The organism is Streptomyces marispadix, from assembly GCF_022524345.1.
GTDB classification, from domain to species: Bacteria; Actinomycetota; Actinomycetes; order Streptomycetales; family Streptomycetaceae; genus Streptomyces; species Streptomyces marispadix.
On the sequence record NZ_JAKWJU010000002.1, the window covers coordinates 4,125,013 to 4,138,718 of the forward strand.

Sequence of the window (13,706 nt, forward strand, 5' to 3'; positions counted from 1 at the left end):
CCCACTCGAAGGGGCGGCGGCCTGACCCGGAGAACCTCATCGAATGAAGGTCAAGCCGAGCGTCAAGAAGATCTGCGACAAGTGCAAGGTGATCCGCCGTCACGGCCGGGTCATGGTCATCTGCGACAACCTGCGCCACAAGCAGCGCCAGGGCTGAAGCACCCCGACCGCAAGCCTTCGCACGGCTCGCATTCTTCGCGCGACGCAAACGACAAGTACATACGCAGACGCCCGACCCCCCGCCTTGTGATTCTTGTCGGTGGGGACGACACCCCCGGTCGGAGGCCGGGGACCCTGTCCGTCGGCAGTGCGCACGAGCGCGGCTCGTACGGCACTCGCGTACAGGGGACGGTGCTGCGTCAGACCTCCGCAGAAGCAATCAGGAGCCTAAGGAATGGCACGCCTCGCAGGCGTCGACCTCCCGCGCGAGAAGCGCGTCGAGGTCGCCCTCACCTACGTCTTCGGCATCGGTCGCACCCTTGCCCAGCAGACCCTGGGTGAGACCGGCGTCAACCCCGACACCCGGGTGCGGGATCTGGCCGAGGAAGACCTCGTCAAGATCCGTGAATACGTGGACAACAATCTCCGGGTCGAGGGTGACCTCCGCCGTGAGATCCAGGCCGACATCCGCCGCAAGGTCGAGATCGGCTGCTACGAGGGCCTGCGGCACCGCCGCGGTCTCCCGGTCCACGGTCAGCGCACCAAGACCAACGCCCGCACCCGCAAGGGCCCGCGTCGCGCGATCGCCGGCAAGAAGAAGCCGGGCAAGAAGTAGTCCGCACCGGACTCGCTGCAAGCGGTCCGTGTTGCAGGACCGACGACCTCCACAGGAGTAAATCCATATGCCTCCGAAGGGCCGTACGGCCGCCAAGAAGGTGCGCCGCAAGGACAAGAAGAACGTCCCCGCCGGGCACGCTCACATCAAGAGCACGTTCAACAACACCATCGTTTCGATCACCGACCCGACCGGCAACGTGATCTCCTGGGCTTCCGCCGGACACGTCGGCTTCAAGGGTTCGCGCAAGTCGACGCCGTTCGCGGCGCAGATGGCCGCCGAGAACGCCGCCCGCCGTGCTCAGGAGCACGGCATGCGCAAGGTCGACGTCTTCGTGAAGGGTCCCGGCTCCGGCCGTGAGACCGCGATCCGCTCCCTCCAGGCCACCGGCCTCGAGGTCGGGTCCATCCAGGACGTCACCCCGACCCCGCACAACGGCTGCCGCCCGCCGAAGCGCCGCCGAGTCTGACGAGCTGAAACAGGAGAACTGAGACAAATGGCGCGTTACACCGGGGCCGACTGCAAGCGTTGCCGTCGGGAGAAGCAGAAGCTCTTCCTCAAGGGGAGCAAGTGCGAGAGCGCGAAGTGCCCGATCGAGATCCGTCCTTACCCCCCGGGTGAGCACGGTCGCGGGCGCACCAAGGACTCCGAGTACCTGCTTCAGAAGCGTGAGAAGCAGAAGGCAGCTCGTATCTACGGCGTCCTGGAGAAGCAGTTCCGCGGGTACTTCAACGAGGCCAACCGCCAGCAGGGCAAGACTGGTGAGAACCTGCTGCGCATTCTGGAGACCCGTCTGGACAACGTGGTCTACCGGGCCGGCTTCGCCAAGTCCCGCGACCACGCCCGTCAGCTTGTACGGCACGGGCACATCACCGTCAACGGCCGCAAGACCGACATCCCGTCGGCGCGTGTGTCCGTGAACGACATCGTCGAGGTCCGTGAGTCCTCCCGCAACATGACGCCTTTCCAGGTGGCGGCTGCGGAGGCAGGCGAGAAGACCGTTCCGGCGTGGCTGGAGGCCATCCCGTCGAAGATGCGGATCCTCGTCCACTCGCTGCCCGAGCGCCAGGTGATCGACACCCAGGTGCAGGAGCAGCTCATCGTCGAGCTGTACTCGAAGTAGCAGCTCGTACGGGACGGGTGGTACGGCACTCGCACGTGCCGTGCCGCCCGTACCCTGTCAGTACGGCATCAAATAGCGGTTGCCGAAGACTGGAGGCATCACCACATGCTGATCGCTCAGCGCCCGTCCCTGACCGAAGAGGTCGTCGACGAATTCCGCTCACGGTTCGTTATCGAGCCGCTGGAGCCGGGTTTCGGCTACACCCTCGGTAACTCCCTGCGTCGTACGCTCCTCTCGTCGATTCCCGGAGCGGCTGTCACCAGCATCCGGATCGACGGTGTCCTGCACGAGTTCTCGACCGTGCCGGGCGTCAAGGAGGACGTCACCGACCTCATCCTCAACATCAAGTCCCTGGTCGTCTCCTCCGAGCACGACGAGCCGGTCGTGATGTACCTGCGCAAGCAGGGTCCCGGCCTGGTCACCGCGGCGGACATCGCGCCGCCGGCCGGTGTCGAGGTCCACAACCCCGACCTGGTCCTCGCCACGCTCAACGGCAAGGGCAAGCTGGAGATGGAGCTGACGGTCGAGCGTGGCCGCGGCTATGTGTCCGCCGTGCAGAACAAGCAGATGGGTCAGGAGATCGGGCGCATCCCGGTCGACTCCATCTACTCGCCGGTGCTCAAGGTCACGTACAAGGTCGAGGCGACCCGTGTCGAGCAGCGCACCGACTTCGACAAGCTGATCGTCGACGTCGAGACCAAGCAGGCCATGCGCCCGCGTGACGCGATGGCCTCGGCCGGTAAGACCCTGGTCGAACTCTTCGGCCTGGCACGCGAGTTGAACGTCGACGCCGAGGGCATCGACATGGGCCCGTCGCCGACGGACGCCGCGCTCGCCGCCGATCTGGCGCTGCCGATCGAGGAGCTGGAGCTGACCGTCCGCTCGTACAACTGCCTGAAGCGCGAGGGCATCCACTCCGTGGGCGAGCTGGTGGCGCGTTCCGAGGCGGACCTGCTCGACATCCGCAACTTCGGTGCGAAGTCGATCGACGAGGTCAAGGCGAAGCTCGCCGGGATGGGTCTGGCCCTGAAGGACAGCCCGCCCGGATTCGACCCGACGGCCGCCGCCGACGCCTTCGGCGCGGACGACGACACTGACGCAGGTTTCGTCGAGACCGAGCAGTACTGAGCAAGAAGTACTGAACGGGCAGTACGAGCCGGGCAGTACGGGCGAGCAGTACTGAGCGGCACCCTGCGGCTCTGATCTACGGGGCGGGCCATGCGTCCGTCCCGTCGCCCCGGCCGGGAATCCGCCCGGCCGGGCTTCCCCTCGGCCCCGGCGGGCCTGGGGGACCACCGATTCCGGTACCTGATACGGCCGGAACTGCCATCGGTACCTGATACGGCCGGTGCAGGAACAGCGAAGGAGAAGCACGATGCCGAAGCCCACCAAGGGTGCCCGCATGGGCGGCAGCGCCGCGCACCAGAAGGCGATGCTGGCCAACCTGGCCACGAACCTCTTCGAGTACGGGCGCATCACCACCACCGAGGCGCGTGCCCGCCGGCTGCGTCCCGTAGCGGAGCGTCTGATCACCAAGGCAAAGAAGGGCGACCTTCACAACCGCCGCCAGGTCATGCGCACGGTCACGGACAAGAGCGTGGTCCACACCCTCTTCACCGAGATCGGCCCCCGCTTCGAGAACAGGCCGGGCGGTTACACCCGCATCACCAAGATCGGCAACCGCCGTGGGGACAACGCGCCCATGGCAGTGATCGAGCTGGTGGAAGCCCTGACCGTGCAGCAGGAGGCGGTCGGCGAGGCCGAGGCCGTCACCAAGCGGACGGCCAAGGACGCCGAGAGCGCCAAGGCCGCGGGCGGCGCGAAGAAGAGCGCCAAGACCAAGGCCAAGGCCGACGAGGCCAAGGCCGAGGAGAGCAAGGCCGAGGAGGCCAAGGCCGAGGCGGACGAAGCCGAGGCCGAGGGCTCCGAGTCCAAGGACGCCTGACGCTCGTAGAGCTCGTGAGCGGGCCCGTTCCCTTCGGGGGGCGGGCCTGTTCGTTCTCGTACGGAGAGGGACGGCTGCGTGCCCGCAAGGAGAGGAGCGGCTGCGTGACGGACGTGACCGACGCCGTGAAGCCCGGCAAGGTACGGGTCCGGCTCGACCTGAGCTACGACGGCAGGGACTTCTCGGGCTGGGCCAGGCAGCGGGGGCGGCGGACCGTTCAGCAGGAACTGGAGGACGCGATCGGCGTGGTGCTGCGCCTCGGGCGGCGCGGCGGTGACGCGGACGGTGATGTCGCCGGTGGCGCGGAGGGCGAGAGCGAGCACGGCGGCGAGGGCCGTCGGAAAGCCGACGGCCGTGCCGGCGACGGGGATTCGGCCGCGCCCGTGAGCCTGACCGTCGCGGGCCGTACGGACGCCGGTGTGCACGCACGGGGCCAGGTCGCCCACGTCGATCTGCCCGAGGACGTATGGGCCGAGCACGGCGGCCAGTTGCTGAGGCGCCTGGCGGGACGGCTGCCGATGGACGTGCGGGTGTGGCGGGTGACCGCGGCACCCGAGCACTTCAACGCGCGCTTCTCGGCGATCTGGCGGCGCTACTCGTACCGCGTCAGCGACCACGCCGCCGGTGTCGATCCGCTGTTGCGTTCGCATGTGCTGTGGCACAACCGGCCGTTGGACGTGGACGCGATGAACGCCGCCGCTCGGCATCTGCTGGGCGAGCACGACTTCGCGGCGTACTGCAAGAAGCGGGACGGCGCGACGACCATCCGCACGCTCCAGCGGCTGCACTGGGAGCGTCACGCGGACGGCGTGCTGGAGGCGACGGTGAAGGCGGACGCCTTCTGCCACAACATGGTGCGGGCGCTGGTGGGCGCGATGCTCTTCGTCGGCGACGGGCACCGTCCCCCGGAGTGGCCGGGACAGGTGCTGGCCGGGCGGGTACGGGACTCGGCGGTCCATGTCGTACGGCCGCACGGGCTGACCCTGGAGGAGGTCGGCTATCCACCGGACGAGGAACTGAAGGCACGCAACTCGGCCGCACGCAACCGGCGTTCACTGCCTACGGCGAGCGGGTGCTGCTGAGGCGCTCCGCTGTCGGCGGCACCGAGGCCGGGGAGCCGACGCCGGGGCGACGAGGTCGAGGGACGGGTCAGGGGCACGAGGGCCGGACTCGACGAAGTGTCCGGCCCCTCGGGTGAGGTGCCTCACTCCTCGGGTGAGGCCCCCACCGCTGCCGCCGCCTGGTCCTTGCCGCGCTTGAGGATGCGGGCGTAGGCGTACGTCGAACCGTCGCGCCCCGCCTGCTCCGCCTTCTTGTCGGCCGCGGTGGACGGCTTGCCGTTGGTGCGCCCGGCGATCGTGAAGTAGGCGTAGCGGCCGAAGGAGTTGGCGGTCGTACGGCAGGTGACGGTGCGGCAGAAGTCGGGGACTCCGCCGCCCTTGAGGGCCACGAGGTTCGGCTTGTACTGGCTCTTCACCTTCGCTGCCGTACGGGCGTCGTCGAAGACCGCGATGCCCACCGTGACGGCGAGTCCGGCGCGGGTGTAGGTGGCGCGGAAGAGGCTCTCGCAGCCGTTCTTGCTCAGCACGGGGCCGAGTCCGGCGTGTGCGGCGTCCGTGCAGCCCCTGCTCGTATCGGTCGAAGTGCGCTTGTACGGGCGGCCGTTGATGCTGACGGTCTTGGAGGGGTAGAGCGTGCCGACGTTGAGCGGGGCCTTGTCGCGCTTGGCGTTCGAGACGAAGTCGCGGGGCGGCGGGGGCGGCGGCGGCTCGTCCTTGAACGTCGGGTCGGCACCGGTGTCGGACGGCAGGTCCTCGGGCGTGGGGAGGGTCTCCGACGGCTTGTCGGAGGCGCGGCCACCGCCGCCGCCCTCGTTGACCACCGCGAAGGCGACGATTCCCGCCACGACGACCGTGGCGAGCGCACCGGCACCGGCGATCATCCAGCGGCGCTTGCGGTTGCGCTCACGCTCCGTCTCGTCGGCGAGCGCCGCCCAGTCGGGGGTGGAACCGCCTGGACCCTGACCCGGTCCATCCTGCCCAAAGCTCATGGGCGCATCATATTCGGTCGGTTTCGGGGTGACGCCACCACGAGTACGTCCAACTCCCTTATCCGGCGGGGCGAATGGCATGCAGAGCGCTCACAGGCCGAACTCCCTTGACGGCAGGGGCTGTTGGGGTCTCCGTGCCCTTCGGCTCGGTCCCGTAAGGGCGACAGCGCTCGCGCACTGAGGGCACCGTCGCGGCGGGCGGATGCCCGGACGGAAGCGGTGATGCGACGGTGACGCGGCCCGAGACGCGAACGTCGAAGCGGGCGCTGAGGCGGGCGGAGCGAGGTGCGGGAGAGCACGGATCGGAGGTGGTCACGGGCGGTGCACGGGCCGCTTTGACCCGTACGGGTGCGCCCCGGTAAGCTGCCTCTTCGTTGTGTATTGGCTTGCTCATTCTCACGTGGGAGGGCCTTACACCCGGCCCACCGGCCGATGACCAGCGATCAGCACACGCGGCTCGCGTCACCGCAGTGCGGTCAAGGCTGTCGTGATCTGCCAGGTGGCCTTGTCAGGACCTTTCCCCTGAGCTTCGGGCCCAGGGTGACCCACTCACAGAAGCGAAGGCTACGACCGTGCGTACGTACAGCCCCAAGCCCGGCGATGTTCAGCGCCAGTGGCACGTCATCGACGCGCAGGACGTTGTCCTGGGCCGTCTGGCCACCCAGGCCGCCACCCTTCTCCGGGGCAAGCACAAGCCGGTGTACGCGCCTCACGTCGACACCGGTGACTTCGTCATCATCATCAACGCCGACAAGGTGCACCTGTCCGGCAACAAGCGGACCCAGAAGCTGGCCTACCGCCACTCCGGCTACCCGGGTGGTCTGCGGTCCGTCCGCTACGACGAGCTGCTGGAGAAGAACCCCGCGAAGGCCGTCGAGAAGGCCGTGAAGGGCATGCTCCCGAAGAACACGCTGGGCCGTCAGATGCTCTCGAAGCTGAAGGTGTACGCGGGCGACCAGCACCCGCACGCCGCCCAGCAGCCCGTGCCGTTCGAGATCAGCCAGGTCGCGCAGTAAGTCCGGCCACCCGCCGATACAGAGAGAAGTTGAGGAGAACCGTGGCCGAGACCACTGCTGAGACCCCCGTAGAGGGCGTCGAGGAGTACACGACCGAGACCCCCGAGGCGCCGGAGGAGTTCACCTCCGAGTCGCTCGCGTCCCGCTTCGGCGACCCGCAGCCGGCCGCCGGCACCGGGCGCCGCAAGAACGCCGTAGCCCGTGTCCGCATCGTCCCCGGCAGCGGCCGGTGGAAGATCAACGGCCGCACCCTTGAGGGCTACTTCCCGAACAAGGTGCACCAGCAGGAAGTCAACGAGCCCTTCAAGGTGCTCGAACTGGACGACCGTTACGACGTCGTCGCCCGCATCAGCGGCGGCGGCATCTCGGGCCAGGCGGGCGCGCTGCGCCTCGGTGTGGCCCGCGCGCTCAACGAGGCGGACACGGACAACAACCGTGGCCCGCTGAAGAAGGCCGGATTCCTCACGCGTGACGCCCGCGCGGTCGAGCGCAAGAAGGCCGGTCTGAAGAAGGCCCGCAAGGGCACGCAGTACAGCAAGCGCTGACGCGCACTGCCGGCTGCGCTGCTCGCGGCAGCGATACGGAGACGCCCCGGGGGTACGAAGACGCCCCCGGGGCGTTCGTCTATCGGAGGGCGGGCGGCGCCGGGCCGGTCCCGGGGCTCGGCGGCGGGTTCCGCCGGGTCTGCCGCGTCTCGTCCCCGGTCCGTCCGGCGCCGTGCCCGGCGTACGTGGGGGCTCGGTATACAACGCGTGGTGCAGGGCACTTTTGCTGAGGGCGGGCGGCGTGTGAGCGTGCCGTACACGGGGGAGCGCCGAAGACGGGGGCTCGGCGGCTACCTTGCACGAACGGGCCGGGGCTCCGGCTTCCCGGTGGGGACCGCGTGGTGTGCGGTCCGTGCTCGCCTCGTGTGCATCCCATACGCGGCTCGTACAGCTCGTATCCGGTCGGGAACGCAAGGCGCCCTCGGCCCGGTACGGGGATTCGACTCGGACTCGGAGGAACCACAAGTGGCACGACTCTTCGGAACGGACGGTGTGCGCGGTGTCGCCAACGAGGGCCTGACCGCCGAACTGGCGCTCGGGCTGTCGGTCTCGGCGGCGCATGTGCTCGCTGAAGTGGGCTCGTTCGAGGGACACCGGCCGGTGGCCGTGGTCGGACGGGATCCGCGAGCGTCCGGGGAGTTCCTGGAGGCGGCAGTGGTCGCGGGCCTGGCGAGCGCGGGGGTGGATGTGCTGCGCGTGGGCGTGCTCCCGACCCCGGCAGTGGCGTATCTGACGGGTTCCCTCGGCGCCGATCTGGGCGTGATGCTCTCGGCCAGTCACAACCCCATGCCCGACAACGGCATCAAGTTCTTCGCGCAGGGCGGCCACAAGCTCGCCGACGAGCTGGAGGACCGCATCGAGGCGCTCTACCGCGAGCACGGCACGGGCCAGCCGTGGGCGCGTCCCACCGGCGCCGCCGTCGGCCGCGTCCGTGAGTACGACGAGGGCTTCGACAACTACGTGGCGCACCTCGTGGGCGTGCTCCCGAACCGCCTGGACGGGCTGAAGGTCGTCATCGACGGCGCGAACGGCGCCGCCTCCCGCGTCTCGCCCGAGGCGTTCGCACGTGCCGGGGCGGAGGTCGTCACCATCGGCGCCGACCCCGACGGCCTCAACATCAACGACGGCTGCGGCTCGACGCACCTCGACGGGCTGCGGGCGGCCGTGGTGGAGCACGAGGCCGACCTGGGCGTCGCACACGACGGTGACGCCGACCGCTGCCTGGCCGTCGACGCCACGGGCGAGACGGTCGACGGCGACCAGATCCTCGCCGTGCTTTCGGTGGCGCTGCGGGACGCGGGCCGCCTGCGTAAGGACACCGTGGTGGCCACGGTCATGTCCAACCTGGGCTTCCGGCTGGCCATGGGCCGTGAGGGCATCGAGGTCCTTCAGACTGCGGTCGGCGACCGCTATGTACTGGAGGAGATGAAGCGCGGCGGCTACGCATTGGGCGGCGAGCAGTCCGGCCACGTGATCGCGCTCGACCACGCCACCACCGGGGACGGCACCCTGACCGGCCTGATGCTCGCAGCACGCGTCGCCGCGACGGGCAAGCCGCTGGCGGAGCTGGCGAGCGTGATGGAGCGCCTGCCGCAGGTGCTGATCAATGTGCGCGACGTGGACAAGAGCCGGGTGGACACCTCGGGCGAACTCGCCGCGGCAGTCAACGACGCGGAACGCGAACTCGGCGCCACGGGCCGGGTCTTGCTGCGCTCCTCCGGCACCGAGCCGCTGGTTCGGGTGATGGTGGAGGCCGCCGACAGTGAGCAGGCGGAGTCGGTGGCGGGGCGGCTGGCGGACGTGGTGAAGAGTTCGCTGGGCTGAGCGGGGAGGCGGTCGGGCTTCTTGGAGGCCGGGGCCTGTACGGGGCGGTGCCTGTGCGGGGCGGGGCTTCGGGGCTTGCGGGGGATCAGGGTTTCCGCAGTGACAGCCGCGGACCTTGTGGTCCGCGCCCTTGTGCAGGCGCAGCGTCGCGCGCCCGCGTGTGGGCGCGATGTTCTGCCGCAGGTTCGGTTCGTTGACCGTGCGCCAGGTATGGCGGGCGAACTCCAGCGCCTCGTCCTCCGGCATCCGCGCGTAGCGGTGGAAGTACGAGCGCGGGTCCTGGAAGGCCGTCTCGCGCAGCGCCCGGAAGCGGTCCAGGTACCAGCTCTCGATGTCGCTCGTACGGGCGTCGACGTAGACGGAGAAGTCGAAGTGGTCGGCGAGTGCGAGCCGCGTGCGGCCGTCCTTGCCCGGCTGCGGGGGCTGGAGCACGTTCAGTCCCTCGACGATCAGTATGTCGGGGCGCCGCACGGTCAGGCGCTCCCCGGGGACGCGGTCGTAGGCGAGGTGCGAGTAGACGGGCGCGGTCACCTCGGGCTCGCCCGCCTTCACGTCGGCGACGAACCTGACGAGCGCCCGGCGGTCGTAGGACTCGGGGAAGCCCTTGCGCGACATCAGGCCGCGTTCCCGCAGTTCGGCCGTGGGCAGGAGGAAGCCGTCGGTGGTCACGAGTTCCACCCGGGGGTGTTCCGGGCGGCGCGCGAGGAGTGCGCGCAGCAGCCGGGAGACCGTGGACTTGCCGACGGCGACGCTGCCCGCGACGCCGATCACGAAGGGGGAGCCGGGCTCTGCGGTATGCCCTTCGCGCCCTTCGCGCCCTTCGCGCCCTTCTCGCCTCTCGCCCCTCTCGCCTCCGGCGTCGCCGAGGAAGGTGTGGACGGCGGAGCGAAGACCACGCGTTGCCGCCACATAGAGGCCGAGCAGCCGGGAGAGCGGCAGGTAGATCTCGCGGACCTCGTCGAGGTCGACCGAGTCGCCCAGGCCGCGCAGCTCCTCCACCTCGTCGGCGGTGAGCGGCAGGGGAGCGCGTTCGTGCGGCGCGCTCCATTCGGCGCGTGAGAGGTCCACATACGGGCTCGGCACGAGGCCATTCTGCGCCGCGCGCCGACCGGAACGACGCCCGGTGCGGAGATGCCGAGGAGGCCGGTGGGGCGGAAGAGGCCGGAGAGGCAGAGTGCCCCGAAGAGTTCGAGGAGACCGTACGAATCCTCCGTGAAAACGGGATGTGCGGACGGTGTACGGGCGGTGGGTTTTGCCGCTACGTTTCCCGGCATGTCCCTCCGCATCGGCCGCTTGAGCCTCAAGTACCACATACGAAGACGACCCGCCCGGCCGCAGCCGCCCCTGGGCGGGGACTTCGCGGCGCGAATACAGAGCGATCTGGCGCTCGACGACCTTCCCGACGAAGACCTGGCGGAAGACCTCTCCGAGAGCCTCGACATGTACGTGCTGGGCAGCAAGCCGCGCTGCGAGGAAGCGGAGTATCTGGAGCTGATGGAGGACGCCATAGAGCGCATCGCGCGGGGGCCCCGAAGCAACTGAACGGCGCGGCACACGCCCCCCGGGGTCGCTGCTTCGCCGTGCGCCCCCGGCCCCCGGTGCCTTACGTGTCTTCCAGCGCGGCCGTGGTGCCTGGCGGCGTCCGGCGTCATGGAGACGTTCTAGGGTGCTCGCATGTGCGGAATCGTTGCGTACGCGGGAGGGCGGTCCGCCCTGGGAGTCCTCCTCGACGGCCTGCGCCTCCTGGAACGTCCGGACTACGACTCCGCCGGGGTCGCCCTGCTCGTCGACGGAGGGCTGGCGGCGGCGAAGAAGGCGGGGACCTTCGAGGACGTACGGCAGGAGCTGAGAGTGCGTCCGCTGCCCGCCGCCACGGCGGGGATCGGGCACATCAGGCGTGCCACGCAGGGCCCGCCGTCGGACCTCAACGCACACCCGCACCTGGACGCCTCGGGACGTGTCGCGGTCGTACACAACGGCGACATCGACGACCACGCCCGGCTGCGAGCCGAACTGACGGCCCGCGGGCATGAGTTGGTGTCGGAGACGGACACCGAGGCGGCGGCGCACCTTCTGGCCGAGCACTACTCCGCGTGCGGCGACCCGGCGGAGGCCATGCGTCAGCTCTGCCGGCGCCTCACCGGTACGTTCTCGCTCGTCGCGGTGCACGCCGACGAGCCGGAGGTGATCGTGGGGGCATGCCGTGGGCTGCCGCTGGTGGCGGGGATCGGCGACGGTGAGACGTTCCTGGCGTCCGAGGCCGCGGCGTTCGCGCCGTACACCGGCGAGGCGGCGCATGTCGGCGAGGAGGGGCGGGTGGTGACGGTGCGTCCCGAGGGCGCGTGGATCACGGACCTCGAGGGGGTGCCGGTGGATCCGCAGACGTATGAGGCGGGGCCCGGCGCGGCCGGCGGGCCCGGCACCGGCGGACGCCGGGGCGAGGGCGAGGCCGTCGGGGGTGCCAGGTGATCGTGGGCGTCGGCATCGACGTGGCCGCGGTCGACCGGTTCGGCGAGGCGCTGGAGCGTACCCCGGCGCTGGCCGAACGGCTTTTCGTGGAGGGGGAGTTGTGGCTTCCCGGCGGTGAGCGCAGGGGCGTGGCCTCCCTGGCCGCACGCTTCGCCGCGAAGGAAGCGCTGGCCAAGGCGCTCGGCGCACCCGGCGGCATGAACTGGACGGACGCGGAAGTGCTACAGGCCGACTCCGGGCAGCCGTCGCTGAGCGTGCGGGGGACGGTGGCGGCGCGGGCGAAGGCGCTGGGCGTACGGGGGTGGCATCTGTCCCTGTCGCACGACGCGGGGATCGCCTCGGCCGTGGTGATCGCCGAGGGGTGAGGAGCGGAAGGCCGTCGTGCCTGAGCCCTCAAGGCCTCTTCGTGGCTGAGCCCTCATCACGTTCGTGTGGTCCGTAGCGCTCGCGCCCCGTCAGACTGGAGGCATGAGGACTGCCTACAGCGTGGAGACCGTACGGGCCGCCGAGCGCGCGCTGATGGAACGCCTGCCGGACGGTGTGCTGATGCAGCGCGCGGCGGCCGGGCTCGCGGCGGCGTGTGCCGGGATGCTCGGGCGTACGTACGGAAGCCGCGTCGTACTGCTCGTCGGGAGTGGCGACAACGGCGGCGACGCGCTCTTCGCGGGGGCGCGACTGGCCAGGAGGGGCGCCGGTGTGAGCGCCGTACTGCTGTCGCCGGAGAGGGTGCACGAGGGCGGTCTGGCGGCGCTTCGGGCCGCGGGCGGCAGGGTGCTCACCGCGCCGGGCGCGGTCGTGGAGGGCGAGCCGGTGCCTGTCGAGCCGGTGCTGGCGCGGGCGGATCTCGTCGTGGACGGAATCGTCGGGATCGGCGGCAAGGGCGGGCTGCGGCCGGAGGCGGTGCGGCTGGTGGAGATGGTGCGTTCGCCGGTCGTGAGCGTGGATCTGCCGAGCGGCGTGGACGCGGACACGGGCGAGGTGCCGGGGGTTGCGGTACGGGCCGACGCCACCGTGACGTTCGGCGCGTACAAGCCGGGGCTGCTGCTCGATCCGGCGCGGGAGCACGCGGGTGCGCTGCGCCTGGTGGACATCGGGCTCGGTCCTCTCCTGGAGGCGGACGGCGGGGTTCCGGCGGCCGAGGCGCTTCAGCACGCCGATGTGAGCGCGCTGCTGCCGCGGCCCGCGGCGGAGAGCGACAAGTACCGGCGGGGAGTCGTGGGAGTCGTCGCAGGGTCGGCCCGCTATCCCGGTGCGGCGGTGCTCGCCGTTTCGGGGGCGCTGCGCGGTGGAGCGGGCGCGGTGCGCTATGTGGGGCCCGCCGCGGACGCCGTGATCGCCCGCCATCCGGAGACCCTGGTCTCGGACGGGCCGCCGAGCAAGGCGGGCCGTGTGCAGGCGTGGACGGTGGGTTCGGGGCTCGGCGAGGACCGTGAACGGCTGGAGGACGTGCTCGGCGCCCGTGTGCCGGTGCTCATCGACGCCGACGGGCTGCGTCTCGCGGGCGAGGCGGCGCTGCGCGCACGCAGGGCGCCGACCGTGCTGACACCGCACGCCGGCGAGGCCGCCGCGCTGCTCGGCTGGGAACGCACGGAGGTCGAGGCGCGACGCCTGTCGGCGGTACGCGAGTTGTCCGAACGTACGGGCGCGACCGTGCTGTTGAAGGGGTCGACGACGGTCGTCGCGGGGGCGAGCGGTGTGCGCGTCAACCCCACGGGAAGCGGATGGCTGGCCACGGCCGGCACGGGGGACGTGCTCTCGGGGCTGATCGGTTCGCTGCTGGCCGGAGGGCTCGACGCGCTCGACGCGGCGTCCGCGGGGGCGTATGTGCATGGTCTCGCGGGCCGGTTGGCGCCGCGGCCCGCCGGGGCGTCGGATGTGGCGGAGGCGCTGACCGAGGCATGGCGGGATCTGCTGCGGGGCGACGGGCGCCGGCCCGGTTCGCAGCCGTAGCCGTTTCGG

The 13,706-nt window shown here is 70.5% G+C and carries 14 protein-coding genes and 2 pseudogenes; 14 read left to right on the forward strand and 2 right to left on the reverse strand.

Annotation, left to right across the window (positions count from 1 at the left end; genetic code table 11):
• Positions 1-43 precede the first annotated feature (43 nt).
• From rpmJ to truA, 7 genes are all read left to right on the forward strand, one after another.
• Positions 44-157 carry a 50S ribosomal protein L36 gene (gene rpmJ, locus MMA15_RS17365; RefSeq protein ID WP_003956441.1) on the forward strand — a complete coding sequence of 38 codons (114 nt, stop codon included), beginning with the start codon at positions 44-46 and terminating at the stop codon, positions 155-157.
• A gap of 237 nt (positions 158-394) precedes the next feature.
• Positions 395-775 carry a 30S ribosomal protein S13 gene (gene rpsM / locus MMA15_RS17370; protein WP_241060870.1) on the forward strand — a complete coding sequence of 127 codons (381 nt, stop codon included), beginning with the start codon at positions 395-397 and terminating at the stop codon, positions 773-775.
• A gap of 67 nt (positions 776-842) precedes the next feature.
• Positions 843-1,244, forward strand: coding sequence for a 30S ribosomal protein S11 (gene rpsK / locus MMA15_RS17375; protein WP_241060872.1), 402 nt, complete (start codon positions 843-845; stop codon positions 1,242-1,244).
• A gap of 27 nt (positions 1,245-1,271) precedes the next feature.
• On the forward strand, positions 1,272-1,898 hold the full coding sequence (gene rpsD, locus MMA15_RS17380; protein WP_241060873.1) for a 30S ribosomal protein S4: 627 nt from the start codon (positions 1,272-1,274) through the stop codon (positions 1,896-1,898).
• Positions 1,899-2,003: 105 nt separating this feature from the next.
• Positions 2,004-3,026 (forward strand): DNA-directed RNA polymerase subunit alpha, encoded by a 1,023-nt coding sequence (locus MMA15_RS17385; protein ID WP_070017430.1) that lies wholly within the window; start codon positions 2,004-2,006, stop codon positions 3,024-3,026.
• 247 nt (positions 3,027-3,273) lie between these two features.
• Positions 3,274-3,843, forward strand: a complete 570-nt coding sequence (rplQ, locus tag MMA15_RS17390; RefSeq protein WP_241060874.1) for a 50S ribosomal protein L17 — start codon at positions 3,274-3,276, stop codon at positions 3,841-3,843.
• A 113-nt stretch (positions 3,844-3,956) separates the two neighbouring features.
• Positions 3,957-4,925 carry a tRNA pseudouridine(38-40) synthase TruA gene (truA, locus tag MMA15_RS17395; RefSeq protein ID WP_241063254.1) on the forward strand — a complete coding sequence of 323 codons (969 nt, stop codon included), beginning with the start codon at positions 3,957-3,959 and terminating at the stop codon, positions 4,923-4,925.
• Positions 4,926-5,047: 122 nt separating this feature from the next.
• Here the strand turns inward: truA and MMA15_RS17400 are convergent, their stop codons facing one another.
• Positions 5,048-5,893 (reverse strand): hypothetical protein, encoded by an 846-nt coding sequence (locus MMA15_RS17400; RefSeq protein WP_241060876.1) that lies wholly within the window; start codon positions 5,891-5,893, stop codon positions 5,048-5,050.
• A 572-nt stretch (positions 5,894-6,465) separates the two neighbouring features.
• Here MMA15_RS17400 and rplM point away from each other — a divergent pair.
• From rplM to glmM, 3 genes are all read left to right on the forward strand, one after another.
• Complete coding sequence (gene rplM, locus MMA15_RS17405; protein ID WP_241060877.1) at positions 6,466-6,909, forward strand: 50S ribosomal protein L13; 444 nt, start codon at positions 6,466-6,468, stop codon at positions 6,907-6,909.
• 41 nt (positions 6,910-6,950) lie between these two features.
• Positions 6,951-7,454, forward strand: coding sequence for a 30S ribosomal protein S9 (gene rpsI, locus MMA15_RS17410; protein WP_241060879.1), 504 nt, complete (start codon positions 6,951-6,953; stop codon positions 7,452-7,454).
• A 465-nt stretch (positions 7,455-7,919) separates the two neighbouring features.
• Positions 7,920-9,278 carry a phosphoglucosamine mutase gene (gene glmM / locus MMA15_RS17415; protein WP_241060881.1) on the forward strand — a complete coding sequence of 453 codons (1,359 nt, stop codon included), beginning with the start codon at positions 7,920-7,922 and terminating at the stop codon, positions 9,276-9,278.
• 85 nt (positions 9,279-9,363) lie between these two features.
• Here the strand turns inward: glmM and coaA are convergent.
• Positions 9,364-10,361, reverse strand: a pseudogene (gene coaA, locus MMA15_RS17420) (type I pantothenate kinase).
• 189 nt (positions 10,362-10,550) lie between these two features.
• On the opposite strand from coaA, the gene MMA15_RS17425 reads away from it, so the two are divergent.
• The 4 genes and pseudogenes from MMA15_RS17425 to MMA15_RS17440 all read left to right on the forward strand — a co-directional run bounded on the left by MMA15_RS17425 (position 10,551) and on the right by MMA15_RS17440 (position 13,697).
• A complete protein-coding gene (locus tag MMA15_RS17425) occupies positions 10,551-10,820 on the forward strand; it encodes a hypothetical protein (RefSeq protein WP_241060883.1) in 270 nt (89 codons plus the stop codon).
• A gap of 132 nt (positions 10,821-10,952) precedes the next feature.
• Positions 10,953-11,666: pseudogene (locus tag MMA15_RS17430) on the forward strand (class II glutamine amidotransferase); the annotation flags it as partial.
• 77 nt (positions 11,667-11,743) lie between these two features.
• Positions 11,744-12,112 (forward strand): holo-ACP synthase, encoded by a 369-nt coding sequence (locus MMA15_RS17435; protein WP_241060885.1) that lies wholly within the window; start codon positions 11,744-11,746, stop codon positions 12,110-12,112.
• Positions 12,113-12,215: 103 nt separating this feature from the next.
• Entirely contained in the window at positions 12,216-13,697 is a 1,482-nt protein-coding gene (locus tag MMA15_RS17440) for an NAD(P)H-hydrate dehydratase (RefSeq protein WP_241060887.1), read from the forward strand.
• The last annotated feature ends 9 nt before the right edge of the window (positions 13,698-13,706 follow it).

Excerpts from the sequence above, each read along its gene's own strand:
- rpmJ (WP_003956441.1), top strand. The coding sequence starts at position 44 with ATGAAGGTCAAGCCGAGCGTCAAGAAGATCTGCGACAAGTGCAAGGTG.
- rpsM (WP_241060870.1), top strand. The coding sequence starts at position 395 with ATGGCACGCCTCGCAGGCGTCGACCTCCCGCGCGAGAAGCGCGTCGAG.
- rpsK (WP_241060872.1), top strand. The coding sequence starts at position 843 with ATGCCTCCGAAGGGCCGTACGGCCGCCAAGAAGGTGCGCCGCAAGGAC.
- rpsD (WP_241060873.1), top strand. The coding sequence starts at position 1,272 with ATGGCGCGTTACACCGGGGCCGACTGCAAGCGTTGCCGTCGGGAGAAG.
- MMA15_RS17385 (WP_070017430.1), top strand. The coding sequence starts at position 2,004 with ATGCTGATCGCTCAGCGCCCGTCCCTGACCGAAGAGGTCGTCGACGAA.
- rplQ (WP_241060874.1), top strand. The coding sequence starts at position 3,274 with ATGCCGAAGCCCACCAAGGGTGCCCGCATGGGCGGCAGCGCCGCGCAC.
- MMA15_RS17400 (WP_241060876.1), bottom strand. The coding sequence starts at position 5,893 with ATGAGCTTTGGGCAGGATGGACCGGGTCAGGGTCCAGGCGGTTCCACC.
- MMA15_RS17425 (WP_241060883.1), top strand. The coding sequence starts at position 10,551 with ATGTCCCTCCGCATCGGCCGCTTGAGCCTCAAGTACCACATACGAAGA.
- MMA15_RS17440 (WP_241060887.1), top strand. The coding sequence starts at position 12,216 with ATGAGGACTGCCTACAGCGTGGAGACCGTACGGGCCGCCGAGCGCGCG.